This is a genomic window from Budvicia diplopodorum (genome assembly GCF_009800925.1).
In the GTDB taxonomy this organism is placed as follows: Bacteria; Pseudomonadota; Gammaproteobacteria; order Enterobacterales; family Enterobacteriaceae; genus Budvicia; species Budvicia diplopodorum.
Genome location: NZ_WOYF01000005.1, coordinates 79728 through 105361 on the forward strand (window position 1 = coordinate 79728; position 25634 = coordinate 105361).

General features: G+C 47.6%; 17 protein-coding genes and 1 pseudogene. 6 read left to right on the forward strand and 12 right to left on the reverse strand.

All coding sequences use genetic code 11. The features are described from left to right. Positions 1 to 133 precede the first annotated feature (133 nt). A complete protein-coding gene (locus GVI43_RS06970) occupies positions 134 to 1171 on the forward strand; it encodes a hypothetical protein (protein ID WP_159566144.1) in 1038 nt (345 codons plus the stop codon). Then, positions 1168 to 1740 (forward strand): LemA family protein, encoded by a 573-nt coding sequence (locus GVI43_RS06975; protein ID WP_159566145.1) that lies wholly within the window; start codon positions 1168 to 1170, stop codon positions 1738 to 1740. Before GVI43_RS06970 ends, GVI43_RS06975 begins: the two co-directional genes overlap by 4 nt. Before the next feature lie 149 nt (positions 1741 to 1889). Here GVI43_RS06975 and ggt read toward each other — a convergent pair whose 3' ends face one another. From ggt to GVI43_RS07000, 5 genes are all read right to left on the reverse strand, one after another. Further along, positions 1890 to 3599, reverse strand: coding sequence for a gamma-glutamyltransferase (gene ggt, locus GVI43_RS06980; protein ID WP_246201621.1), 1710 nt, complete (start codon positions 3597 to 3599; stop codon positions 1890 to 1892). 235 nt (positions 3600 to 3834) lie between these two features. Further along, positions 3835 to 5157, reverse strand: a complete 1323-nt coding sequence (locus GVI43_RS06985; RefSeq protein ID WP_159566147.1) for an FAD-dependent oxidoreductase — start codon at positions 5155 to 5157, stop codon at positions 3835 to 3837. Between the two features lie 200 nt (positions 5158 to 5357). Continuing rightward, complete coding sequence (locus tag GVI43_RS06990) at positions 5358 to 6710, reverse strand: hypothetical protein (protein WP_159566148.1); 1353 nt, start codon at positions 6708 to 6710, stop codon at positions 5358 to 5360. A 103-nt stretch (positions 6711 to 6813) separates the two neighbouring features. Beyond that, the gene (locus GVI43_RS06995) at positions 6814 to 11028 is read right to left on the reverse strand and encodes an RHS repeat domain-containing protein (RefSeq protein ID WP_159566149.1); all 4215 of its coding nucleotides are present in this window, start codon (positions 11026 to 11028) and stop codon (positions 6814 to 6816) included. A gap of 146 nt (positions 11029 to 11174) precedes the next feature. Then, a complete protein-coding gene (locus tag GVI43_RS07000; protein WP_159566150.1) occupies positions 11175 to 12110 on the reverse strand; it encodes an RHS repeat-associated core domain-containing protein in 936 nt (311 codons plus the stop codon). 192 nt (positions 12111 to 12302) lie between these two features. Here GVI43_RS07000 and GVI43_RS15885 point away from each other — a divergent pair. Together GVI43_RS15885 and GVI43_RS07005 are read left to right on the forward strand one after the other, a co-directional pair. After that, positions 12303 to 12457: pseudogene (locus GVI43_RS15885) on the forward strand (Tn3 family transposase); the annotation flags it as partial. Positions 12458 to 12783: 326 nt separating this feature from the next. Further along, positions 12784 to 13038 (forward strand): alpha/beta hydrolase family protein, encoded by a 255-nt coding sequence (locus GVI43_RS07005; protein ID WP_159566151.1) that lies wholly within the window; start codon positions 12784 to 12786, stop codon positions 13036 to 13038. A 64-nt stretch (positions 13039 to 13102) separates the two neighbouring features. On the opposite strand, the gene rlmF is transcribed toward GVI43_RS07005, so the two are convergent. The 7 genes from rlmF to GVI43_RS07035 form a co-directional block, all read right to left on the reverse strand. After that, positions 13103 to 14074, reverse strand: coding sequence for a 23S rRNA (adenine(1618)-N(6))-methyltransferase RlmF (gene rlmF / locus GVI43_RS07010; RefSeq protein WP_159566152.1), 972 nt, complete (start codon positions 14072 to 14074; stop codon positions 13103 to 13105). Positions 14075 to 14298: 224 nt separating this feature from the next. After that, positions 14299 to 15228: a DMT family transporter gene (locus tag GVI43_RS07015; protein WP_246201594.1), complete on the reverse strand. Its 930-nt coding sequence runs from the start codon at positions 15226 to 15228 to the stop codon at positions 14299 to 14301. 182 nt (positions 15229 to 15410) lie between these two features. Further along, positions 15411 to 15599, reverse strand: a complete 189-nt coding sequence (locus GVI43_RS16050) for an IS1/IS1595 family N-terminal zinc-binding domain-containing protein (RefSeq protein WP_425482130.1) — start codon at positions 15597 to 15599, stop codon at positions 15411 to 15413. A gap of 183 nt (positions 15600 to 15782) precedes the next feature. After that, on the reverse strand, positions 15783 to 17078 hold the full coding sequence (locus GVI43_RS07020) for a hypothetical protein (RefSeq protein ID WP_159566154.1): 1296 nt from the start codon (positions 17076 to 17078) through the stop codon (positions 15783 to 15785). Continuing rightward, positions 17075 to 17815: a fimbrial biogenesis chaperone gene (locus tag GVI43_RS07025; RefSeq protein WP_159566155.1), complete on the reverse strand. Its 741-nt coding sequence runs from the start codon at positions 17813 to 17815 to the stop codon at positions 17075 to 17077. The genes GVI43_RS07020 and GVI43_RS07025 overlap by 4 nt, the downstream gene beginning before the upstream one ends. 55 nt (positions 17816 to 17870) lie before the next feature. Beyond that, complete coding sequence (locus GVI43_RS07030; protein ID WP_159566156.1) at positions 17871 to 20474, reverse strand: fimbria/pilus outer membrane usher protein; 2604 nt, start codon at positions 20472 to 20474, stop codon at positions 17871 to 17873. Between the two features lie 93 nt (positions 20475 to 20567). Beyond that, the gene (locus GVI43_RS07035) at positions 20568 to 21155 is read right to left on the reverse strand and encodes a fimbrial protein (protein WP_159566157.1); all 588 of its coding nucleotides are present in this window, start codon (positions 21153 to 21155) and stop codon (positions 20568 to 20570) included. A gap of 1054 nt (positions 21156 to 22209) precedes the next feature. On the opposite strand from GVI43_RS07035, the gene GVI43_RS07040 reads away from it, so the two are divergent. Both GVI43_RS07040 and GVI43_RS07045 read left to right on the forward strand, forming a co-directional pair. After that, positions 22210 to 23055 (forward strand): EamA family transporter, encoded by an 846-nt coding sequence (locus GVI43_RS07040; protein WP_159566158.1) that lies wholly within the window; start codon positions 22210 to 22212, stop codon positions 23053 to 23055. 172 nt (positions 23056 to 23227) lie between these two features. Next, on the forward strand, positions 23228 to 25312 hold the full coding sequence (locus tag GVI43_RS07045; protein ID WP_159566159.1) for an OPT family oligopeptide transporter: 2085 nt from the start codon (positions 23228 to 23230) through the stop codon (positions 25310 to 25312). The last annotated feature ends 322 nt before the right edge of the window (positions 25313 to 25634 follow it).

Here is a 25634-nt window from a genome sequence, read left to right on the forward strand (position 1 = left end):
GGTTATAAAGAGATCGGGCCCGAGTGTTATTTAACTCCAAAACGCTTTCTCGATTTTAATGACCAAAGAAAAAATAACTATTTATGTGATGGGTCAGAGAAATCACGACCCGGCAAGGATGCTGTGATCAATAATGGCAAAAACTAAAAGCAACAACAAAAAAATAAGCGAGCTGCTGGCCACGGTGCGAAAGCAGGTAGATTCAGCCCAAACGGAGCTTGATCTCATTGGCGCTGTCGAACAAATAAAGGCCTTTGGCTCACCGCTAAAATTCAATCATCTGATTATTCATATTATTGGTGGTATATGCGGCTTAATCGCTATATTACTGGGCGCATATCAATATCTGGCCTTCGGGAAATTTGACGTTAACATAATGATTTTCATGGCTATTTTAGCCATTGCCGTTGTGGCCACACTGATCTACGTATGGTATAAAAATCAGTTAATTACCGATCTGGAAAGCACCCTTTTCAACAAGGATTTACAGTTAGATAACCGCCTGACTAAAATTCAGGTAGATGCTGAAGAGTATGCTCATCAGCTGGGTATTCGCTTTAATGATTTTAATCGCGGAAACTACTCCAGAGAGATCTATGCGCTTTATCAGGGGATATACCAAGGTAAAGAACACGCATTCAACTATCACTTTTACCATTTTCACTACGTTGATAAACGGACCACCATGACCACCGATAGTAAAGGCCGGCCGCGGACTAGAACCGTTTACGACCATTACGATCGCTATGGTATCTACCTGCCTTTCAACTTTATCAGCAATCTGGCGCTGATCAGCAAATCAATCAGCGGAGTGAGCGGGTATAACTACAAACCGGCTTCGATTCAGTTTAATAAAATCTATAAGGTCATTGCCGAGTCAGAAATCGCAGCGGCTAAATTCCTCAAGCCAGCCGTGGTTATCGCCAGCGAAGAGATTGCTAACGTATTCAGCGAAGTAAACTTTGAGTTTAATGAAGATACCGAGCTGTGTATGTCTTTTTCCGATGATGATCTACTGACATTAACCAGAACGTGCAGCTTTAAAAACCCGGATGAATTCATTCAGGAAATCAGAAAGGTCCATACGCTGCCTAAACTCCAAACTGCGTTAGAGCATATTCATACTCTGATGGCCTATTCAGACAATAATTTCAGGAAAAGTAACCCATGATCGTACTGTTGATCCCCCTAGCCGTCATCGTATTGGCGATTATTATTGGTATTGCCATTCATAACGGCATTATTAGCAGAATGAACGCCGTAGCCCGGGCTTGGGCCGACGTAGTGGTTCAGGAACGCCAGAAAAACAATATTATTCCCAACCTTGAGAAAGCGGTTGAGCAATATCGCCAGCATGAAGCCTCACTGTTTGAGAAAATCACTGAATTAAGGTCATCTCTCAAGCAACTGAATTCTGATAACGTCGATCTTAAGACATTGGCCGATACGCAGGCAAAAACCGTTACGCTATTAAACGGTCTGTACGCCGTAGCCGAAAACTACCCGGATCTGAAAGCCTCTGAATTATTTAATAACTTAATGTCTGAGATTGCCGAGCAGCAGGAAAATATCGGTGCCTCCGTTCGGATTTTTAACCAGAATGTTGAAGCCTTTAACAACGGTATCGAAGTATTTCCTAATTCACTGATTAACGGCTGGTTTAATAAGAAGAGAAAGCTTCAAACCTTTACTGATTCTGTCGCGCAGAGCGGGTTTGAGTATACGCCGGATATTCAGTAGATTAGCGTGCTGGGCAGGCAGTTCACCCTGTCCTGTCGTCATCCCGACGAAAGTCGGGATCCAGTCCTTGAATTTGACCTCAACCCTAGAACATAAGGGCCAACCGCTTCAGGTCATTTCAACGGGATGACTACCAGAGGACCTTTTTCTTAATACCCAGCCGCTAAATCATCCTTCGAACGCGGATCCGCTGCGCCAAACAGGCCTTCAGGCGTGACAACAATACTCTGAGTGCTGCCCATGGTTGGCTGAACGCTAACCTTATGGCCTTTCTTCTCCAGCAGTTTGATGGTGTCAGAGCTGATGCCCTTTTCAATGCGGATTTCTTCCGGTAACCACTGGTGATGAATACGCGGTGCATTGGTGGCTTCGGCAATATTCATATTAAACTCAACGGTATTTAATACGATTTGCAGCACCGTAGTGATTATCCGGCTACCGCCCGGGCTGCCGGTCACCAGCACCAACTTACCGTCTTTAGTCACAATGGTCGGAGACATCGATGACAGCGGGCGTTTTCCGGCCTGAACCGCATTAGCTTCACCGCCAATTAAGCCATAAACGTTAGGCACGCCTGGCTTAGCAGAAAAATCGTCCATTTGGTTGTTGAGTAAAATACCGCTTTTCCCGGCCACGATCCCACTACCAAAATTGGTGTTCAGCGTATAGGTCACCGCAACGGCATTACCCTGCGAGTCGACGACTGAAAAATGGGTGGTTTGATCGCTCTCGTACGGAGCCAGTTTGCCCGGCTTGATTTCTGCCGACGGTCTGGCCTTATTCATACTAATCTTGACCGCTAAGCTCTTGGCGTACTCTTTGCTGGTCAGCGCCTTAACCGGCACTTTCACAAAACCCGGATCGCCAAGGTATTCTGAACGGTCGGCGTAGGCAAACTTCATCGCTTCTGCCATCGTATGAATCGCGTTAGCGCTGTTCTGGCCCATGGATTTCAGGTCAAAGTTTTCAAGAATGTTCAGAATCTGAATGATATGAATGCCGCCGGAGGACGGTGCAGGCATAGAGTAAACTTCATAGCCTTTGTAGCTGCCGGAGACCGGCTCGCGCTCAATGACTTTATACGCCGCCAGATCGGCTTTGGTAATCAAACCGCCGTTCTTCTCCATTTCACCGGCGATTTCATCGGCAATTTTGCCTTTATAGAACGCGTCGGCTCCCTGCTTGGCAATCAGGTCTAGGCTGGCAGCCAGATCTGACTGAATCAAGACCTCACCTTTAGCCCATGGAACATCGCCGGACTTAAAGAAAATCGCCCGGCTATTGTCATGACTCAGCAAAACTTCACGGCCATACTGAACCAAATCATCGGCCAGCGCCTGATTGACCGGAAAGCCGTCTTTAGCCAGCTTAAACGCGGGTTGGATCAGGTCAGACATTGGCATAGTACCGTACTTCTCTGTCGCCATCGCAAAACCGGCAACGGTTCCCGGCACGCCGGAAGCCAAGTGACTGGTCAGCGATTTTTTACTATCCGCATTGCCCTTTTCATCTAAAAACATATCCCGCGAAGCCTTAGACGGAGCTATTTCGCGGAAATCGATCGCCGTCGTTTTACCGTCTTTGGTGCGCAGCAGCATAAAGCCACCGCCGCCGATATTTCCGGCCTGTGGATGAACTACGGCCAGAACGTAGCCCACGGCAACGGCGGCATCAACCGCATTTCCGCCCCGTTCTAAAACGTCAACGCCAACCTGAGTAGCAATGCGGTTGTCCGAAGAAACCATTCCATTTTTGGCATACGCCGGGTGGAAAATATCTTCCTCAACCCCGTAAGAGACAACCTTAGCTGCCACAGAACCTTGCCAGAATAATAGTAAAACAACTAACAGATAACGCATCCAGCCCTTCTTAATAATCTCAGCCATAACCTTTCTCCGCCCGTGATTAATTTCATTACAAATGTAACAACTATTTTACATTAAGAGATTATTTGTACTTTGACCAGCAAAAATAATCACGAGCCGGTACAAAAGAGCCGTTTCACATCACGTTTTACAGAAAAAAACCAAACCGAGAGTTCATTAATATGAAAGCCGTAACGGTATTATTGATACGGCTTTCAGGCTATGTCGCTTAGCCGCAGAAACGTTTTGCAATATGCAGGCCGCTGGCTGCCGCCTGAGAAAGGCTATGGGTGACGCCTGAACAGTCACCGGCCAAATACAGACCGCCGGTAGTGGTTTCGAAAAATTCAGAAGTCACTTTTTGTGGCGCAAAGAACTTAGCGTCTAGGCCGTACAGCAAGGTATCTGCGGATATTGGCTGTTCCAGTAGTTGGCTTAAGCGTTGAAAAAACTCACCGGCGGCGGCTAAATAGATTTCCGGCACTTCATCAGGTAGATAACCGCCGTCGGCAGCCAGCGATGGCTTTACGCCGTTAGCGATAAGGCATTGTTGTGTGGTGGGCTTGCCCTGATTCAGGCAGCCGAGTCGCTGAACCACAATCCGCTCGCCGCCGCGGTTAATCGCTTTAATTATGTGCTCTGCATAAGCTTTAGCGTCAGCCTGAGTCGGGAAGTATTGGGGAACAAACAGCGTGAAATTCAGGTTTTCAGACTGAACGTCCGATTCATTGCAGTTCTGACCGTCGGCCATTACCAGACCTTTTTCATACTTACGGATGATTCGCCCGGTCGGATTCATGCAGTAGGTGGTGGCGGTAAAATCTGCAGTTTCTAGCTTTAGCTTAGTCTCGAAAGCGCGCTGTAATAGCGGCTGCCATTGGCTATAAGGCATTTCAACCCGCAGACCCAAATCGACCCGGGCTTGACCTTCTTTAATATCGAACCGCCGCATTTGTTGCTCTAGCCACTCAGACGGCGCGTTACCGGTGGCGATCACCACGTTTTTGGCGTTAACGCGCCGACCGTCTGACAGGCTGAGCTGGAAACTTTCGCCCTGCTTAGCCAGTGACTGCACCGTGGTATTGAAGGCAAAGCTGATTTTATCGTCAAGAAAATGACGGATTTGCCGTAGAACCTGCTGAGACTTTACCGTGCCCAAATGGCGTACTTGAGCGGTGAGCATGGTTAACCCGGCCTGCTGACACTTAGCCATCAGGGCTGGGTCGTCAGTGGTATAGAAAGTCGCACCCTGTGCGCCAAACTGGCACAGGATTTGGTCGACTTCCTGCATTAGTAACGTTGCAGGCTTCGAACCGATCTTATGGCTCAGCCCGCCGCCGAAGTCGTTGGTATAGTTATACTTACCCTCCGACATGCCGAGCCCGCCAAAGCCTTCATATTGAATTTGTGGGTTATCCGGCAACAGGGCCTGCCGTTCGGCTAAATCATGCCCTTTATCAATCAATATCACCCGCTTGCCGGCTTTGGCCAGCGAGTAGGCGGTAAACACGCCGCTTACGCCGGCGCCGATAATAGCAACGTCATAGACCATAATATTACGCATTAATTAAATTGGACTACGCAGTATATACTCAAAGTCACAGAGGTGTTTTGCAATATGTAGGCGCGGGCTGCCGCAGCGTTCGAGCTAGAGTTACGCTGACACCACTACGACAGTTTACTCGGATGACGAAAATCTACTGTCGATGAAATGACGATGTATTCATCGACCTAAATTACCCAACGCCTGAACTATACTTTCTCAATCGCTGTTAATGACCAGTACTGCGGTTGAAATGATCTGACAGGATAATTATGCCATTGATACCGATCGCCGTCATTAGACCACGCAATTGTTACAAAGAACGTCTGCCCGAAACTGTCTGTGCATTTCTGTTTAGTTGATGGCGTAGTCGTAAGGTCGTAAAATATCTCTAATGAACACCATTGTTCTGGAAGCGGGCCTGTTTCCCCCCAGCCTGTGGCTTTTGTGAATCTTCCTTCCTGAAGCATAACTATCGGACCATAAGATTTGCTCGAATCGTAGTCAGTATTAATAAAACCACCAAAAGCGATAAGGTCAGAGTCTATGGTAACATTATAATTTGCAGGATATTCCTCTTTAATATTGTCATTTATAAGTTTATATCCCTTGAAGTCAGCGAACCCTGAACCTGAAGGATTACCGAGATCGGCAAAATTTTGAGGTCCATCGCTAGATAGCAGAGCAACATAAACATTATCATATGCATCTGAATCCGTTATAAAAGCGCTTCCGGCCACGAACGTCAGAATCGAGCTCCAGCTAGTAATTACTGGCCCCGGGTCCTGTAAATTCATTCGGCCAGCATCAATGGGACCATTCTTTGTACCTTTAGCTGGCATCCATACTGGCCAATAGTAATCGAGATCGTCTGCCACGGTACTCTGAGTAATCCAGTCTTTTTTGATATTATATATGGCAGTAAAATTCTCCGGCGCGGAGGTAGGGATTGTGTTTGCATTATATTCCAGAGCGTAAATGGTAGCAGTAGTTGGAGCCCCCTGAACCACCTCGCTATCGCTCCAGATTTGACGTAGCATAAAGTGCCCTGAATTAAAACTCCACTGATGTGGCGACAGAGTCATCAAGACAGTATTTAACGTAGTCAGCCTAGGGTAGGTAGTGATATCTGCCCGGTAATACACATTCAAAGGGGATGTTCCACTTTCGGGTGCACGTAGAAAATACTCGATGTGCCAGATGGAATTGCCGGGTTGTTGCAAGCGATCTTCTGCATTTTCCGGAACCAGTATTTGAGTATCATAAACATAAGCGCCATGGTTAGGATCAGTGTTGTCGTAACTCGTCCAACCATAGTCACTGGGAACACCAGAATCGGTTTGATTACCAGCTTCTGCGCGGAGTGAACCGTTATTAAGTAACCAAGATGCGACATCTGCCACGGTAGAAGTATCACCAGGTGCAGCAGCATAGCTGAATCCCAGATACACTTTTGCACACATCACCCCATTACTAAAAATATTACGGGTTCCCCCTACTACAGACGAGTCTGGAGCCAGATAAAAACCTTTTAAACTAATTTTTAACGGATCGACTGACATAATAATTTCCTCATTTTTGTTTAGCCCGACATGATACAAACCACGTCGGTAGCACTCCGCACCTAGTACGGAGCATGTTTAGACCGGGTGATTTCGGTCCGGTTTACTTGCTGTAGCCATACGGGTCATATACCCGCCAGGCGACACTGCTCTCGTCACTAATCTGTACCACCGAGCCCTGCTGGTCACTGCCGAGCAGCCGTACGGAATCTGGCGCACTGCCGCCCCGAGAAGTACAGGCAAGCTGATCCACATAGGTAGAACTCATATCACCCTGCATTTCGTTCATCAGTACCCCGTCAGGCTGGTAGTGCAACGTAACCGCTTCTGTATCTTCTTCACTTTTCTCTCCTATCTGAATACCGTCCGCGTCATAGCGGAAATAACCCAAAGGCTGGCCTTGTGCATCACTAAGGCTCATCAGTTGGTTGCGACTGCTGTAGGTTAAGACACGTTGCTGTTCGTCCACGATCACATTGCCGTTGGCATCGTGCTGCACGGTGATGTCCCAGCCCTTGACGACGTTATTACTCAGCGATGCCAGTTGCGTCCGGTCAGTGGAGTTGGTCGTATAGACAGCGGTGTTGGTCACGGGGTTGGCATTTGAGTCCAGCAGATCTGAGGTAACCGAGCTGATGTTGCCAATAAAATCAAATATAAACTGCTGGCCTGTCAGTCGGTAGCCGTCCTGAGCGTCTGGATAGTCTCCCGTGCAGGTATATGTTTTCATCTGTCCAAGTGAGGTGTAATCATAACTTTCCGTTCGCAGTACTTGACCGTCGCGGATAGATGCTCGTGTGTCTATCTGGTCATTGAGGCTATACGTTAGAGTCTGTTCCTGAGAGCTCTCGATCGTACCTATGATCTGAAGTGTACGTTGATATTCCCGCCCTTGATCATCCCATATTAGGGTAGTGATCTGCTCGTTACCGGACAGGCTGTTTGTGGTGATAGTCTGGTCCTGACGACCAATGCTGTCATAGCGGTATGTCACGGATACTAACGTGGCAGCAGTGTCCGCCGGGTCGCTCGTCAGTGTATATTCACTCTGGCGCCCCAAATTGTCGTAGGTAATAATATGAACCACCCCACCAACATCAGTGGTTGTAAGCGGCACGCCCCCCAGAGACCAGCTCATATATTGACTGCATCTGGTCGGTTCATCCTCTTGCAACTGATAACTCAGCGTGTTCTGGCTAACCTGACCAGATTTTGTATACCTGAAGCGTCGATGTGCATAATCGTTCGTGGCTATGTCACTGTCTGATGCTGTCACTCCCCCCGTTGACGGTTCATAGGAAAAAGTCAGGACCGCTTCACGACCGGAGGCATCCGAGGTGATGGAGAGTACCGCCTCATTCAGCTCTAGCTGGTAGGTGTATGTTAAAGTATCGCCCATCGGCGTCAGTATCGTGACTGGTTTTTTAGCACTACCATTGCTGTAGGCATAGCTTGACTGACGCCCGCCAACCACCATTTTCTTCACGCGGTTCAAACCATCAAACTCACGAGTACCATAAGTGTACCGATCTGCGTCTTCGGCATCACTCTTTACGATCGCAATGCTACTCATCATTGGCTCGGTACTGTGCGGTGCCCATCTATGTTGCTCTACTGAACCATCAGGCCGAGTAATCGCCAGTGGGCGATCAAAAGCATCCAGTACGGTCAGTGTCGTATTATTCAAGGCATCGATACTGCGTATCTGACGCCCAAGCCCGTCATAATCCGCCGTCTCAGTGCTGTACACACTCCCGTCGGTTTTCAAACGTTCGGTCTTCAGCGGGTTACCGGACACGTCCTCCGTTACTCGCTGTTTTTGTGTTTCTGTTCCATCGATGCTGACCAAGGCGGAGTAAGTAACCCGGGTTAAGGGGTCATGCGGTGAGATTTCGGTGTGACCATCCGGCATCAGGCTGGCGAACTGCGATCCCCACATGTCATACAGGCACATGGTTGTGGCACTCACCGATGGGGTGCCGTATGCTTCGCCCGGATACCAATCGTGGCTAACTTCACGCACCGTGTTACCTAACCCATCATAATAAGTTTCACTGAACAACCAGAATTTACCTGTGTCGGAAGAGACGACGGCATCTACATCCTGCCGGAATTGACGGAGAGTATTACCGGCACAGTCCATGACTGCCTGGTTTTGTACACCGTAATTATTGGTCGTTGTGGTTACCGGGTTGCTAGATAGTGAGTACATTAACCGAGGCATGATGTTGCGTTGTCGCGTAATGGTAACGGACGGTACCAGTGTAGATGGTGTGTAACTGTAGGTCTGGGTTGCCTCAAATGGACTCCCCTGGCAGACAACTTTACCTATCAACCGATCCATCGCATCCCAAGTATAATTTACAGTGACCGCCGGAGAACTGTCAGAAACAGTAACGTCAGCCGTTGCCTCCTCCTTGCCGGTGAACGTGTTGGTATCAACGCGTTCTTTGTATTGCAAGCCATCGTATCCGGTCTGTGTCGTAATCGTACGCAGTGTGGCTCCATCGCCCTGTAGACTGTATTCCATCTGTCTGGTCGTCGTTTTATCGCCAGAGGAGGAAGGAACGGTCATGGCGACGGTATCGAGTCTGCCAGACTCCAACAGCCCAGTATCATTTTTCCAAACCCAGCTATTTTTCAGCAGCGGTGTTATGCCCTCGTCTTCAGACTGAGTCATATCCTTATGGCGGATCGGGCGGGTACCGTTGAACCCTAAAATTATCACGTAGGTGTAGTCATACTGGCGAACGGGTGCAATCGGTAATGTCGGAGCATCAGAAGAAGCTTCGCCAGGCTTAACGATTTTCGTTTTTACATGGCGTACAAATCCGTACGGGTCTTTCGGACAGCCGCTCTCACCCGCAGCAGCATAATACTGGTAGTCAGTGGTCATGCCTGTCTTATCTGTGTGGCTAGTCTGGTTAGCAAAATCATCCCAGCTAAAGGACAGGTTTTCACTCGTCGGTGGTGTTATGCCGTTCGACCAGGTCTTTGTGTGAGTCTGCACCAAAGAATAAGTCGGCACCTGCTGCGTGATATCTCCGTCAGTGGCAAGATAGGTAAAGGTTTCCGTGACCCTATGCGTGCCATCATAAATACTGGCGGCTTCGTCAGAAGAAAAATAAACAACGCTCTCCGCCACCAAATGGAATTTGTTGTAAGTAGTGGTGGTAGTTTTGTTTACCTTGATCTTTTTTGCGGGACGATCTGGTGACGGCCAGATGACCGACTCAGTCACTGTACTACTGTAATCGAAAGCACCATCGTAATGTAGCAGGCTGTCTTTACGTTCATCTACCTGCCAGTTGGGTATTACCGGATTACCGAGATAATTATACTGGTTGGCATCGGAGGGGGGAAAGGTATAGGTAGCCACATAATCCGTACTGCCATCAGTGACGGTCGCGTCCCCTACTCGACAATATTCCTGTACCGTTGTTTGAATATTTGTGCCACCCGGCAAGGTAATACCACCACTCGTCGGGTCACTGGCAGTACTGTAGATTAGCGTTTCACTCAGTCCGTTAGTATCAGCCACTGTCGACAGCAGATACATTGGCATTCCGCCATCCGCTTGATTATCATAATAGGTAAAATGAGCCTCATACCCTTCAGGACCGAAGACGGTCATGAGTGAATTACCTTCTTGAGTGAAGGTAAACTGGCGTAGCTGGCGACCATTAGGCGTTAGCGTAATCACCGTACCGTTGCCAACTGCAGCAGAATAATCCAAAGTAATCAGATACATGCCCGTATCATCCATCACGCTGGTCAAGCAGACCTGCATAGAACCGCTCGGGGTAATGAACTGGCTGTTGTCATAGCTGAAATACAAAGAGCGACCGTCATCCGATGTGATCTGGAAAAGATAAAGATTACCGCTACTCTGATCGCCCGAAAGGGTCCGGTAGTAATGAATATCTCCAGATTTTTGCACCACGACCAGTTCTTGATCAGAGCTGCGCCAGGTTATCTGAATATCTTTCAACATATAACCTTCCGTAGTCACCTCACCTTCCGTCAGCTCCGGGATATAATAACGTCTCCCAGACGGCAGGCTCAGGTGTCCATCACCAAAGTCTGAACGGCGCTGGAAAGCTGGAATAATCAGCCCCCAACCAGAACCAAATGGTGTAAGGTCGTTGATAAATCCCTGTTGAGGAGAAAAGCTAAGCTGCAGTTTAAAGGAAGGACCGGCCTGATAATTTCCTTTCATATCGCCCAGAGTAAGAATTTTGGCAAACAGGCCAGTGCGAGCATCTGGTTTACCGGAAAGGTAATCCGTATTGTTAAGAGCAGTGGAATATTGGGCCATAGAAATGTCCTCTGAATGTTAAATTAAAGAGTGACCTCTTGCATACTTATGGAAATCGATCTATTGGTGCGGGAGAGAAGTGAATCAGTTAAGAACGTTACTCCAGCGTTGATGGATTCTCCGTTCACAGACTCTCGGGCTTGACGTTAAAACACGCTCTGGCGAACTGCCATGGATTCCTCAGCCGGGGTCGAAGAAGGTGGTGGAGTGGCGTTGCTATATATTACTGATGAACTCGCAACATTAAATCCTGAGCCAACAAGAGTATAAATATTTGTCAGCAGAGGCTTACGTGCGAAAAATGAGGTGAAACCTTTTACATTCGTTAAAGTCCGTTCGGTCTTTAACAAAAAGGGTCCCAGAAGTTGAGTATATTTGTAGTTAGGTATTAGAGTAACGTTTGGAGCCGCATAGCTTATTTGCACGTTTCTCCCGTCGACGGTAATGTTTACTGGCCCCCTAAATCTTTGAACGGGATCATCGTATGCAATACCCGGCAATCTTCTGCCATTGGGTATCATAAGGTTCGACGCTTTTTTTGCCGATCTCCCTATCGTCACTTTGTAGGTTTCCCGAAAACCGCGTGTTATTTTGGTTAATTGCCCCTCAGCGAGCCCTGCGACTATACCGCCAAACCCAGCTACGGCGGAAGCAACACCAAAACCCAAGCCTATTTTTTTCAGCATATAGGCGGCACCTTCGTTCGCTACCAGCCCAGAGGCAAGTCTCGCTGACGACGAAATCACCCCTAGCGTTGAAGCAATGGCTGAGCTGGCAATGGCAATCGAAGTCCCTCCGGTAAACGGTAAAAAAAGTAGTGACAATAAACCGACCAGAATCCCTATGGCACCCGTGAAAATGTCGCTATTGATTGCATGGCCACTGATGTCACACTGATTCACTGGGTCACCGGCACAATAACCATAGCCATTTGCTCCCCCCTGGCCAAACGGACTAAATGTATCCCACGCTTGAAAACGCCGTAATACAGGATTAAATCCCCGATAACCATTACCCAACAAATAACTGCCCGTCAACGTAGAACGGCGCTGGCCTGTATAGCCAATAGATAGGTTGTTCATGTTGTATTCCCTTGTCGTATTCACTATTTGATTGACCGAAAATAGGACAAAGGCCTATTAACATCTCACTTTTGATGAAACCTTTTGACCCCAAAAATATCGGAGCATTATGGTTAAATAATAAGTGAATGCTAATGTAGCAGCGTGAGATTTTTTGCTTGCTATCACAATAAATTATGCATAATAAAACAGGGGTTCGCTTTTACGCCAAGGATCCAGAATCTTCTCGACAAGCGGTTGTTTATTTATGGAAAAGCTGAACAATATCCGAGGCTTCAGTCTGTAATATCCACCGCCAGCCCGGCCTAAAAGAAATTAAGACGCACTGGAATGAGGTACTGCACCTGATTCACCAACAATATAAATTACCGTTCACAAAATCCTATTATTTACATAGATAACAGGTGTCTGCGGGACCTACTGTCTAGTCGATCGACGCAATAAGTTTATTCAACGTTCAATCTCTCTGTCTGTCGGAATAGGACGGATCCTACCTCAACTTCATGGAATAATAATTATGCCTATCGCTACCAGAATAAATGCTGGTTTCCGCTCGACGCTCAAAAAGAGTTATGGAAGCAGATGGTTCCCGACTGGTCTGCCAGCCTACCGAAACCAAATCCAACGGTACCCGCCCTGTCGGAGCTGGTTCAACGCCTCAGCGGATGAAAATATGACACCTTATACTAACATGGCTATTTTGGTGGTATTCGGTGATTTGGTCGAAAAATCTAGCCGCTGGGCGCCGCAGCTAAAGGCCTGTCAGGAATTTGCTCAGGCAGCGAATAAGGCGGGAGGAAAGGTGGAGCTTGTTAGCCTGCCGGATATCGGCATGAAGGGAAACAGCCATATGCTCATGATGGATAAAAACAGCCTGCAGGTGGCAGACTGGTTAACATCATGGCTCAAGCGTAATATCAAAAACTAATCACCGATAAATGGCTGACAAAGGGATAACCGCAACGTTTATCCCTTTGCCGCTTGAATATCGATTATTTCTGCCAGTTAGCCAACATCCATTCTTTTTGCTGTTGCTCATCAAGAAAGGTCCAGGCCACAACCCGGGTAGCTTTTTGCCCCTGAGCCATATTAATGATTTTAATCTCTTTTGCCCCGGTATAGCGCAGAGCGTGCTGCAGTATCGGTAGCGTAGTTTTCTTAGAAACCAGCGTGGAAAACCACAAGCACTGTTTGCCAAAAGCCACGCTCTCTTCCGCCATCTGGCGCACAAAGCGCTCTTCGCCGCCTTCACACCATAGTTCGGTGGTTTTACCGCCGAAGTTCAAAACCGGCTTCACGCCCTCTTCCAGTTTGCCAAGATTTTTCAGCTTCTTAATACCCACCGCATCGGCCTCTTCCTGAGAAGCATGAAACGGCGGGTTACACAGAGTCAGGTCAAAGCGGTCGGTCGGTTTGATGATGCCTTTAAAAATATTTTCGGGCGCTTTCTGTAAGCGGATATCAATAGACTTAGCCAGATTCCGGTTAGCTTCAGCAATCAGCTTCGCACTGCTCACCGACGCCGGGTCGATGTCGGTGCCAACAAACTTCCAGCCATAGCTGATATGGCCAATAATCGGATAGATACAGTTAGCACCAACGCCGATATCAAGCACGTGAACCGAGTTCCCCTGCGGGATCTGGTCGCCGTTACAGCCGCTCAGTAAATCGGCTAAATAGTGAATATAGTCAGCCCGGCCGGGAATGGGCGGGCAAAGATAATCAGTGGGAATATCCCAATTTTGAACGTGATAAAAGTGCTTCAGCAGCGCCTTATTCAACATTTTCACCGCATTGGGGTCGGAGAAATTAACCGAAAGGTCATCATATTTATTCGGCGCAACAAAAGGAGCAAGTTCCGGGCAGCTCTCGATAAGCGCAGGGAAGTCATAACGACTGCGGTGCAGGTTTCGTGCGTGTAACTCCGACTTTTCATTCGGAAACAGTTTCTTTGGTTGCGCCATTTTTATGCCAATAATCAAATAAATATGAGGAATATAGCCAAAATAATTGGAGCAATATCAAGGCGCTAAGAGAGCTTACTCGTCGGGTAAACGAGCGCAGCCAACGCCGATGTAGCTTCAAGTATGACGGATCTAATTCGGTTATGCAGGGTGTTTGCTCTGCATGAGCACCAACATTGTACGTTAATTGGATTCAGGCTGGCAGAAGAAATCGATCGACTAGCTTAGGCTGGCTTTTTCACCCGGTTAACCAGACAAATTCCAAGGCTGACGAATATCAACGCAACCGCGTATTTCCACTCAAAAATATTCTCATGCAGTATCATTGCCGATAGCGCGGTTCCCGATACCGGAATCATAAAGTTAAACGGCACGACCATGCCTACGCGATTATATTTGAGCAGCGTACTCCACAGAGAGAAAGCCATCGAAGACAGCAGCACCAGATAAACCAGTAGTAATGTCGATAATAAGGTGAAATTGGTCAGCCTGCCGCCAAATACGAAGCCAGCGGAGGTCAGAATAATGCCACCGATAGCCAGCTGGTAGCCGGTCATAATCCCCGGTTCAACGGTCTGGGAAAGTCGTTTACCATAAATAGTGGTGACTGACAGCACGAAGGCCGACAGCATCACCATGCCTTCGCCCTTCAGGGTAAAGCTGAAATTCATTAGCCCGTCGCTAAAATTAACCGCCATCACACCGGCAAAGCCCAGCAGGCACCCCAGCGTTTTATTCATGGTAATACGGTCATTTTTATAAATGAAGTGGGCCATAATTACGCTAAAAAATGTGCCGGTCGCATTAATAATTGAACCATTGGCACCGGAAACGTAAGCCAGCCCGATATAGAAAAAAACGTACTGAATCGAAGTCTGCACCAGCCCCAATAAGGTTATCTGGCCAAACTGGCGGCGGCTTAAACGACCGATAGGTTTACCGCTTAACCAGCCAATCATCAACAGCAGTAGCCCAGCCAGCGTGAACCTATAGCCAGCAAACACCAGTTGGGAGGGAATATCATCGGCGGTAATATTAAACAATAAATAGCCGGTTTTAATGCTGGGATAGGCGCTTCCCCATAACAGGCAACAGAAGGCAGCCGTCAGGTAAACCACTTTTTTGTTAGTAAAGAAAACTTGCTTATCTTGCACCGAAAACCCTTGTATCAGCAAAATATCAGGGAACCAACGGGGCTCCGCAGTGCAGCTATGCTGAACGAAATAAAACGTCATTTCAAGTAATAGATTTTGGGTAATCTTTGGTGATAAGCGCAGTTATTTAGGAACTGCGCTTATCAATATGGCTGAATCATGAAAATTTAAGCTGTTCTCTATTAGCCTAAATTCATTGCATTCTGCTTAACACAAATATTATAAATATACTTAGTCTGAAAAGTTCGGCTGCATGAGGTACAAAAATAGCGCTGATAGCCGGTTCTACCTTTTCCATGCTTTTTTACACGGCTAGTAATATTGCAATAGGGACAGAGAGGCGGCGAGCTAAATAATTTATTAAATACCATATTTTTATCCTTATTATGTCTATTCTACATAACAGGTTTTTTACCTGACCGTAGAGCTTTAATTATTAATCATTGAGAATTTCTTTTTACTCTTGTTTAATTAACAGGCTTATTTAATTTTGATGAAAATTGAAATTAGATAAGCCTGAGTGGTTTTGGACTTATATTTTAATCGGAGTCCGGTTAATTATAAGTTACAAACATATTCACCTGACCGGTGACCGGGCCGGTATAGCTAACGCCGCCGCGCTTAATTGCGCTGCGCTGTACGAAGCGCGCGCCAAACTGTGCCGAGCTTTGGCTGTTATAGCTTAAGTCTGCAGGGTCTGTTTTAACTGTCCCACGGGTACCGGAATTCGTTTTATATGTGGTAATGGCTTCACCCATTTTGTGAACATTCAGGCGGGTGCCGTTATAGGACATTTCAATCTCTAACCCATCAATATACTGACCACCGATGCTGTCATACACGCTAATATTTCGATTGGTTAGAGGAGATGCACCGGTATCCTGAAAGCTGAAGTAAACGTTATTAAGCTTACCGGAACATTCGAGATTAAGGCCAACGGATTTAGCATCTCCGTAAACGGGTAAACTAACAAATGAAGGTGCATCCACCCATCGGCCTAAACTAATCAGGTAGTCTGTTGTTCTTAATTGGCAGGTAGGGGCGACAATAGTAATCCCACCCCCTCCTAGAATTTCACTTGAACTTCTTGTTTCATAAAAACCATTACCAGTACGGATTTCGGATAATTGAAAGAAAAATGATGTAGTACTATCTACAGATAAACCTATTGATGGTTGTACGTTGCCTATTTTAATTAGCTCACCGCGTATTGAATATATTAAATGATGTGCTGCTCCACTGTAGTAATAGGTATAGTTTGGTAGTGCAGGATTTATCATTGGACTAAATTGACCTGCAATTGATGAGTAAGCATGCCAGTCACTCCTGAATGCAGTTTCGCTTCCTATAAATAGACGACCTAATTCTGTTGATTTACTCGGAGGATTGCCACCGGAAGCGACTTGCCCTGTATCCATGGCACTTGCTGCAATTACTGTAACATACAGCTTTAACCCTATCCCTGGATTACTCGTTGACCAAAGCCATTCATTCGCAAGTAGTGAACTATCAAGAACAGATAGTTCAAAATAAACAAATACATCATTCAAATAGTTTGAAATGTTAGATACAGCATTATATGTGGTCGCCTGCTCGCAACGGGCCATAAAATCGGGAGCAAATTCGTTATATCCCCAGCGATAAAGTACGCTCCCGTTGGGGAGATTGTTATCCACTATCAGAGTGCGTGGTTGAGACAAGGGTAACTGCGTCGGGTAGCTAAAGCTACAGTTAGCAGCAAGTGTTCCGTCAGGCCAAGTGTGTTGCATACTTATCGTACCCGCCACCGCATTCCCTACCCCGACACTAAAGACTACAGCAGCAACCGCGTTCTTAAACCAGCTTCTCATAGCTTCACCCCCGTGGTCAGCACGTCGGTTTCACCGCCGTAATCATTCACCGCGCTGTAGGTTAAGGTGGCCGATTTACCAACCAATCCCTTCGGTACCGCATAGCGCTGACTGCTCATCGGGGCGGGCATTTGGATTTTGTCTTCCAGCTTAGTCTCTTTCGCACCGCCGACTTTCAGCGACAGTTGGCCAAAGTTGACGTAATACGGGGTGGGGTTAGTGGCCTTCAGCCAAACGTTGCCGCCTTCACGCTCGATGTTCCAGGTTAACGACTTCACTGCGTCAGAGGCTTTGCCGCTGTCTAGCCCCTTAGGGCGCACAAACACCTTAAGCCGACTGCGGATGGCCAGCACCAGCTTGTTGTTTTCGCTCTCTTTGGCCTTAGGCGGAATTTCTTGTATCGACAGCCAGTACACCGACTCCCGGTCCTGCGGGATTTCTGCCGGTAATACCACTAGGCGTAATTTTCCTTCCTGCTTACCGCCCAGCTTCATTACCGGCGGCGTGAGTACCAACGGCAGGTTAGCGTCATTGCCGGATAAGTCTTCCAGCCACGACTGAATTAAGTACGGCTCCTGACTGTCGTTAATCACTTCAATCGGCGTTTCTTTATCGGACGCATAGGCCACAATGCGAGTGAGCTGCGGGCGAACCGCGCTGTAGGCCTGCGAGGTGATAAAGAAGGCACATAACGTGACGGCCGTGAATAGTGGGTGTTTGGTTCTGTTTAAACGCATGATTTAACTTCCTTAACATACCTGTTCGTCGGGCGTGATATTCACCCCCGGTTTATTACTGACAGTTGACCGTGATTTTCTGGTGCCATTGCGACTCTGGGCTATCTTCCGGCAGTTTCGGTAACCGGAACTGACACTGTTTATCGCGCCCCCAAGAGACGATGAGTACCTCATCCTTGCGCGCATCTAACCCGGTCAGGTACGCCAGCCCGTTATTGCCAACGATACCGGCTTCTTCATCCTGACCTTCGGCGGTCACCATCGCGCCTACCGGAATAGCCGGAGAATGTTGAATAATCACCATCGCCCGGCGGCCAACCCGCGTGGCAAAGCGTAACAGCACTACCGCGCCCTCTGTCGGCACCACTTTTTTGGTAGATTCTTTTAGCTCCACCGTTGGCGCATCCTGAGTGTCTAAACTGACGGTGTTGTAGCGGTAAGGGCTAAGGTAGGTGACCACGGCGCGCCCCCAGCGGTCGGTTTTAACGTTGTTATTGCTGGAGACGCCGATGCCCGGGGCATCCGCCGTTTCCACGATGCCAATGGTGTCACCCATACGTTGGGATAACAGCACGCCGCCTTTATATAAGACTATGCCGCCCGACATGCCGGCTGAAAACTGGTCACCATAGTCACTGTGGCTGACCGAGGTATTGAGCATGGCTAAGCTGGCGTTATGGGATAGTGAGGCCGACTCGCTGAAGTTATCTTTATAGTCTCGCTGCACGTTAAGGCTGTACGACATCGGGTTGTCCTGCTGCCCGCCGGAGAACCCGACCGACTGGCTATAGCGCTTATCTTTATTGCGCGTCAGGTTGTAGTTAATCGAGTTATAGTTTTTATCCCGCTCCCCCCACCGTAGTGGCAGGCTCACGCCCAGATTAACCGTATTGTCGTTATCCCCTTTGCCATTTTTGTTGTAGCTGTACGACAGGCTGATGCTGGCAGGCCCGGCCATAAAACCGTACCCGGCCGACGCTGAGGTGGTTTTTTCCGAGGTACGGTAATAACGGTCCTGACTAAGAGAGATATACAGGTTGCCGTAATCCTGCATACCCTGATTGATATTGGCTTCCACCCGGCTACGGCGGCGTTTGTTCCACAGGCTGTCGCCCTCTTCGTAATCGCCGTCATAGCCACCGTCGCGGTAATTATTGCGGCCGTTAAACTCAGAAAAGGAGAGAAAGTGCTCAGACCGGTATTGATAGCCCAAAATGCGCAGGCCGGTATTGGTATCGTCAAACTGTTTAGCGTATAGCAGGCGTATCGCGGTACCGTTTTGTGTGTCCTTATCGTGGGTCTTGGTGGCGTGGTCATAGGCATAGCGAGCCTGAGCGAGGTCTAAAGCAAACGCGCCGATACTGCCAATATTCCATGCGGCCCCCATGGCGACGGATTGATAGTTATCAGAAGCCAGCCCTGAGGTATTGAGGGTAAATAGTTCAAACCCGCGCTCAATGCTCAATGCACCCATCATCGGTTTATCCGACTGGCTGTCGCGGTATTCCCCCATGGACACGCTGTAGCGAAACGCTCCGGGCCGTATCATATTGGGCAGTGCGGTATAGGGCACCGAGAACTTCTGCTCCGTGCCGTCGGTCTCCTCAACGGTCACATCCAAATCGGCACCGACCTGCCCGGTATACAGGTCATCAATGGCAAACGCGCCCGGCGTCAGGGTTTTGCTGTAAATAATATTCCCGCGCTGGCGCACAATCAGCCGGGCGTTGGTCCGTGCGGTGCCTCTAATGACCGGAGCATAGGTGAACTGGGATTCCAAAATCATCCTTTCGTTGGTGCCCAGCGTGACGCCCCGCAGAGGGATAACGCCCATGATGCTGCTGGGGGTATAGGTATAAATATCACCGGCGGAAACTTTGGAGCGCAGCGCCGTCACATTGCGTTCGGCATACAGCCTATCGTGATTGGTTTGCCAACCTTTATGGGCATTTTTATTGAAAGTATCAAAGCTATACACCCGCCACGCCCCGGCGTTCGCCACGCTGTTGAGGCTGATATACGAGTTATTACTGGTTGTGTCTTTGCTCCCTTCACCGCTGCCTTTTTGGCTTGAGTTATAAAAGTAGCCGCTGTAGCCGGTGCGTATGGCCGGCGTGCCGTCGTCCCACTCGGTGGGTGAAATCATTTGAAAGCGCAGGCTGTTCACCGCTTCCTGCGGCACGGTCAAGCGGAGCTGTTGATGTGAATCGTCATAAAACACTTTAGCGGCAGGAATACGCTGCGCCAGATCGTCGCACACTTCGGCAGGCGGCTGTTGTTCTGATGTAGAGGCTTTCAGCGGAGTTTGCCAGTCGTCATACAGCTCGGTTTTTACCCCCACCTCGTTCAATAGCTGGCGGTTAAGGCAGGGGACAACCTCTTTTCCTCCCGGCTGTGCAATGAAATTAACGTCATAAACTTCCGCTACTCGATCGTTAACCACCACCTCAACGCGCTTCATTCCCGGCGCGATGGCGTTTTTGTAGAGGAAAATATCCGGCGTCGCGCCGTTTTTATCCTGACGCAAAAAGATGCTCTCAAATTCACTGTCGTTTTCTTCTGCCCAGACGCCGGAAGAAAACGACAGTAAAATCGAGGCGGCAAGGACCGATAGCGTATGTTTATTAGTGATAGCGGCACGTTGAGCTGGCTGGGTCATTTTTCTTTTTAGTCCTTTAAGTGTGGGGCATATCCACCACGACAATCACTGTCGTGGTGGTATTAACGATCTCAGGCTAGTGTCATTGCGTGATTAGAAATAGGAGATAGTAAAGTCAGCCACACCGGTCACATTACCGGCGGTTACACCCGTGGTCAGCGACTTATAGGCAGCTTTGTAGTTCAGCGTTACATCACCTGATGAGCCAATTTGCGGCAATGGTAAGCCTGGGTCTTCGTTCGTACCGTTGTTTAAATCGATTTGAGAGGTACCATTTTGCCGCAGTATAGCAATAGCCACGTTTGTCGCAGGCGTGAGAGTAGCAGTGTTAGCCATAACGTTCGTATCGTCATCCGGGAAATTGGCCGAGATAAAGCGTGTGCGAACGTTGTTCAATGCGGTGGTTGCTTCACATCCGGTTAGTCGGATGGAGAAAGGCGTTGGCTCGGCATAGGTACCAACAGCCGCATTCAGGGTAGTGGTGGTGACATTAGGCAGCCTGAGGGTTGCAGAAATCGGAGCCCCTGTTACCACACTGTCGGCCGTGACAGACGCGACCGAGGTACAGGCTGAACTAGTGACCAGACCATTGAAAGTAATCGTTCCATCAGCAGCCTGTACGCCAGCGCTGCTTAAAGCAGTGGCGACGACAGAAGCTAAAAGATATTTATTAAATTTCATAACAAACTCCATGTTAGTATTAAATTAACTAAGTTAAATAACCAATCCTGTTATATTTTTGGCTATACTTTCATAAAATGAGTCATCGATAAGCACCCTAACAAGAAGGTAGCCAAACTCGACCCATGTAAATATCCTCATATTTATATATAAGAATTAGGCTTCCAAATGAGTTCATTTAGAATATAAGTTACTGGGGATTAATTTGTTCTATGACCAATTCCCTCTGCGCCCAGCGGCGTTAAAAAAGTGTTAAAATATCGAATTCGGCTATAATTTAATATTCAATAATGTTCTCTCAGAGCGCTTAGCCCTGTTTGATAAATTACCCTGAGGTAGATTTCCTTTTCTTGGCGTATTATATCAACAAGCGTTGCATTTGGAATATATGATCGTCATAACATATCAATTAAGTATTTAATACTAAATTAACCATAAAATTCACCATAAATAATATGTAATAAAATATAAAATAAGTGATTCAACCGATAAAAGATCGTTACAAACTATTATTCACTTGATAATAACTGAGGATAACCCGCATATAATTATTAAATAATTTTTGACATTTCAAAAATACGGGTAAATAGGTGATAAAAACTCGCACCCCCACCATTATTAATTTCATATAAATAAATCAATAAAAAAATATGAAATGTCATAAGAGTTACTTTCACCTCAATACAACCATTAACAATTGAAATTAATTTGCTTATTAACTTTAACATGGCAGCTATGATTATATGGACAAATCGATTGAAATAAGCGTGTTTATATGTCTATTTCTCTCAACCCAATAGCGTGTGAAACTTCAACAACAAAAGAATAGTAATGTGATGTATCTATCCTAATTAACTCATTTTAATGAGAGCTAGGGACTAAATTTGAAACTATAAATAGCCCCTTTAACCAACGATATAAATCTCATCTCTTCAGAAAACAAAAATGACATTGCCGTTTGCCCCAGACAGAAATAATATCTAGGCGAGCCTGCGAGTAAGCTTTCACGCCATTGCCGGATAGGCATGACAACATCACTATGGATAACCCTATTATGACCACATTTCTTTTCCTTTCCGTACTGGCGGCAGCGTTACTACATGCAGGATGGAATGCCTTGGTCAAATTCGGACCGGATCGGTTTTTGGGCGTAGCGCTAATGGCGTTTCTCTCTGGGATTATCTCGACCGTCGGGCTATTTTTTGTCGAGCTTCCTGCGTTAGGCGCCCTACCGTGGCTTGCGCTTTCAATGCTGTTTCACACCGGATATTGCCTGTTCCTCAGCCGGGCCTACGCCAGCGGAGACTTAGGACAGGTCTACCCTATTGCCAGAGGCAGCGCGCCGCTATTAGCTGCATTGTTAAGCTGGCTGATCCTAAAAGAAGTGCCGCCGCTACTGGGAATGCTGGGCGCAATGATACTGGTCAGTGGCGTATTATTGATGGCGGTATCGGGTCGTAAAACAGCATCCGCAATGAGCCGCACTACGCTGGTGTATGCTCTCATCACCGCCATGTTTACCGCCTGCTATACCTTATCGGACGGAGCCGGATCGCGAGCTAGCCTGCATCCAATAAGCTATACCCTGTGGCTATTTTCTATTAACGGCTGGATTATGGGGATGATTCTGTACTGGAAATATAAATCATCCAGTTGGCGGCTGATCAAGGCCCATTGGCAGCCGGGCGTGATTGGCGGCACGATGTCATTAATTTCATACGGCATTGCTATTTGGGCAATGAGCAAGGCCCCGATTGCGTTGGTCGCCGCCCTGCGGGAAACCAGCGTACTATTTGCCATGGTGATATCCGTCTATTTGCTGAAAGAGCCATTGGGCAAAATGCGGGCGCTATCCGGTCTGGTGATTGTGGCGGGCGTTATGATTACTCGACTCGGCTAATTTGGGCCAATAGACAGCATATAATGCTGCCCTGATGAAAATATTCATAACTGGCTTTCCAACTAATTCGTTATAATAGCTCGATCAAAATGTAAAATTTTGAACCAGACCGTATAAAAATAAATCAGCCCGGAACTCGGGCCGATAAAATTTGAATGAGCATACATACATCATGAATAATACAACTCCAATCCGCGAGCTCACGCTGCGTGGTATTATTATCGGTGCATTGATTACTGTCATATTTACTGCATCAAACGTCTATTTGGGACTAAAAGTCGGATTAACGTTCTCGTCAGCCATACCGGCCGCTGTAATTTCTATGGCCGTCTTACGGCTTTTCTCAGGTTCCAACATTTTAGAAAATAACATGGTACAGACGCAGGCTTCTGCCGCCGGTACGCTGTCATCCGTTATTTTTATCCTGCCGGGATTATTGATGATCGGCTACTGGCAGAGCTTCCCGTTCTGGCAAACGCTGCTGATCTGCGCCTCTGGCGGTATGCTCGGAGTGGTATTCTCCATTCCTCTGCGCCATGCGATGGTGGTCAAAAGCCACCTGCCTTATCCGGAAGGCGTGGCCGCCGCTGAAATTCTCAAGGCGGGTTGTAATGACTATGTCGATGAAAATGACCAGCTGCAAGACAACAAAATTGACAATGCCACGGGCGAAGCTAAAGACAGCGGCTTTCGTGACATTCTGTTCGGTGGCTTTATTGCAGCAGCCGTCAGCTTTGCCACTAACGGCTTACGGTTATTATCTGACGGAGCTAGCTATTGGTTCACTCAGGGCCGGGCTATTTTCCAAATTCCCGTTGGTTTCTCATTAGCGTTATTGAGTGCCGGTTACCTGATTGGTATTGCTTCCGGTATCGCCATTTTAATTGGTACTTTCATCGCCTGGGGCGTGGCTATTCCGGTTATCAGCGCATCGTTAGACGTTCCGGAAGGGATGTCTATCGGTGGCTTTGCCATGAAGCTGTGGTCTAGCAATGTGCGCTTTATCGGTGCCGGTACGCTGGCGATTGCCGCTATCTGGACGCTGTTAACCCTGATCAAACCTATTGTTGAAGGGATGAAAACCTCCCTGCGCTCGCTGAATGCGAAGAATACAGGCGAAGTCATTCCAAGAACCGAGCTAGACTTATCTCCGAAGCTTGTTCTGCTGATAAGCGTTGCCATGTTTCTGGTACTTATCGCCACGTTCTACTCGTTTGTATCTGATAGTGGGTTATCTGAAGTCACCGCCTGGGGCTTAGTCATCGGCTCAGTTATTTTTGCCTTTTTGATTGGCTTTCTGGTTGCCGCAGCCTGCGGCTATATGGCCGGTCTGGTTGGTTCGTCAGCCAGCCCAATATCAGGTATTGGTATCATTGCCGTTACGGTAATTTCGCTGTTACTGCTGTTTATGGGCGGATTAAACGGCATGCTCGATACGCCAAAAGGGACTAACTTTGCTACCGCGCTGGCTATCTTTACCACCAGTGCCGTGCTGGCAATTGCGACCATCTCCAATGACAACCTACAGGATTTAAAAACCGGTTATCTGGTCAAAGCCACGCCGTGGCGTCAGCAGGTTGCGCTGTTAATTGGTTGTATTGTCGGAGCCGCCGTTATCGCACCGGTTTTGGATCTGCTCTATGAAGCCTACGGTTTTAGCGGCGCGGTTCCTCGTCCGGGAATGGATCCTAATCAGGTTCTGTCAGCACCGCAGGCAACCTTAATGACCACCATTGCCAAAGGCATTTTCTCTCATCAGCTTGAGTGGACAATGATCGTTATTGGTTTGGTGATTGGTGCCGTCGTGATCGTTATCGATCTGTTGCTGGCAAAGAAAGGCAGTAACATGCGTATTCCTGCGCTGGCAGTTGGTATGGGTATCTATTTACCGCCGTCAATTACTGCACCGCTGATTATTGGTTCAGTGCTTTCATGGATTATATCCAGTCAGGTTAAAAAGAAAGCCAAAGCCCAGAACGCAGATTTTGCCACCATGTTTAAGCCGGTAGAACGTAAAGGTGCTCTAATTGCTTCAGGCCTGATCGTAGGTGAAAGCCTGGTTGGCGTAACGCTGGCAGTATTGATTGTTATCAGTATCACCAACGGCGGTAGCGATGCACCACTGTCGATTGAATCATGGCTGAAGCCTATCTTTGGCGACTCCGGGCTAACTCAGCAGTTGCTGGGTCTGCTAGTGTTCGTGGCCATTTGTGCCCTATTTGTTCGTCGCGTTCTTCGCGCAGCTAAGGCCAAATAACCGGAACTTTACTGCCCGACGATCAATCGGTAACGAAACAGGCGACCACCGTTTATCCGGTGTGTCGCCTGTTTTTTTTCTCCGCCATTTTAGTTACCAACAGCACGTTTTCATTCATCTGGACTGTTTTGTCGCCAGAAAAATATTATGATGTTTCCTTCAATTATATGATTAGCAATAATTGGGTGTTGTACGATATTCAACCTATTTTTATTAACCGACAGGTGGCTTTCTGCCTCGGCTCAATCCTTATCTGATTGGTTATAGGATAAAGACATTACGTTACCTTCATTATCTCACTGGCTACTGAGATACCAATTCT

Excerpts from the sequence above, each read along its gene's own strand:
- GVI43_RS06970 (WP_159566144.1), top strand. The coding sequence starts at position 134 with ATGGCAAAAACTAAAAGCAACAACAAAAAAATAAGCGAGCTGCTGGCC.
- GVI43_RS06975 (WP_159566145.1), top strand. The coding sequence starts at position 1,168 with ATGATCGTACTGTTGATCCCCCTAGCCGTCATCGTATTGGCGATTATT.
- ggt (WP_246201621.1), bottom strand. The coding sequence starts at position 3,599 with ATGCGTTATCTGTTAGTTGTTTTACTATTATTCTGGCAAGGTTCTGTG.
- GVI43_RS06985 (WP_159566147.1), bottom strand. The coding sequence starts at position 5,157 with ATGGTCTATGACGTTGCTATTATCGGCGCCGGCGTAAGCGGCGTGTTT.
- GVI43_RS06990 (WP_159566148.1), bottom strand. The coding sequence starts at position 6,710 with ATGTCAGTCGATCCGTTAAAAATTAGTTTAAAAGGTTTTTATCTGGCT.
- GVI43_RS06995 (WP_159566149.1), bottom strand. The coding sequence starts at position 11,028 with ATGGCCCAATATTCCACTGCTCTTAACAATACGGATTACCTTTCCGGT.
- GVI43_RS07000 (WP_159566150.1), bottom strand. The coding sequence starts at position 12,110 with ATGAACAACCTATCTATTGGCTATACAGGCCAGCGCCGTTCTACGTTG.
- GVI43_RS07005 (WP_159566151.1), top strand. The coding sequence starts at position 12,784 with ATGACACCTTATACTAACATGGCTATTTTGGTGGTATTCGGTGATTTG.
- rlmF (WP_159566152.1), bottom strand. The coding sequence starts at position 14,074 with ATGGCGCAACCAAAGAAACTGTTTCCGAATGAAAAGTCGGAGTTACAC.
- GVI43_RS16050 (WP_425482130.1), bottom strand. The coding sequence starts at position 15,599 with ATGGTATTTAATAAATTATTTAGCTCGCCGCCTCTCTGTCCCTATTGC.
- GVI43_RS07020 (WP_159566154.1), bottom strand. The coding sequence starts at position 17,078 with ATGAGAAGCTGGTTTAAGAACGCGGTTGCTGCTGTAGTCTTTAGTGTC.
- GVI43_RS07025 (WP_159566155.1), bottom strand. The coding sequence starts at position 17,815 with ATGCGTTTAAACAGAACCAAACACCCACTATTCACGGCCGTCACGTTA.
- GVI43_RS07030 (WP_159566156.1), bottom strand. The coding sequence starts at position 20,474 with ATGACCCAGCCAGCTCAACGTGCCGCTATCACTAATAAACATACGCTA.
- GVI43_RS07035 (WP_159566157.1), bottom strand. The coding sequence starts at position 21,155 with ATGAAATTTAATAAATATCTTTTAGCTTCTGTCGTCGCCACTGCTTTA.
- GVI43_RS07040 (WP_159566158.1), top strand. The coding sequence starts at position 22,210 with ATGACCACATTTCTTTTCCTTTCCGTACTGGCGGCAGCGTTACTACAT.
- GVI43_RS07045 (WP_159566159.1), top strand. The coding sequence starts at position 23,228 with ATGAATAATACAACTCCAATCCGCGAGCTCACGCTGCGTGGTATTATT.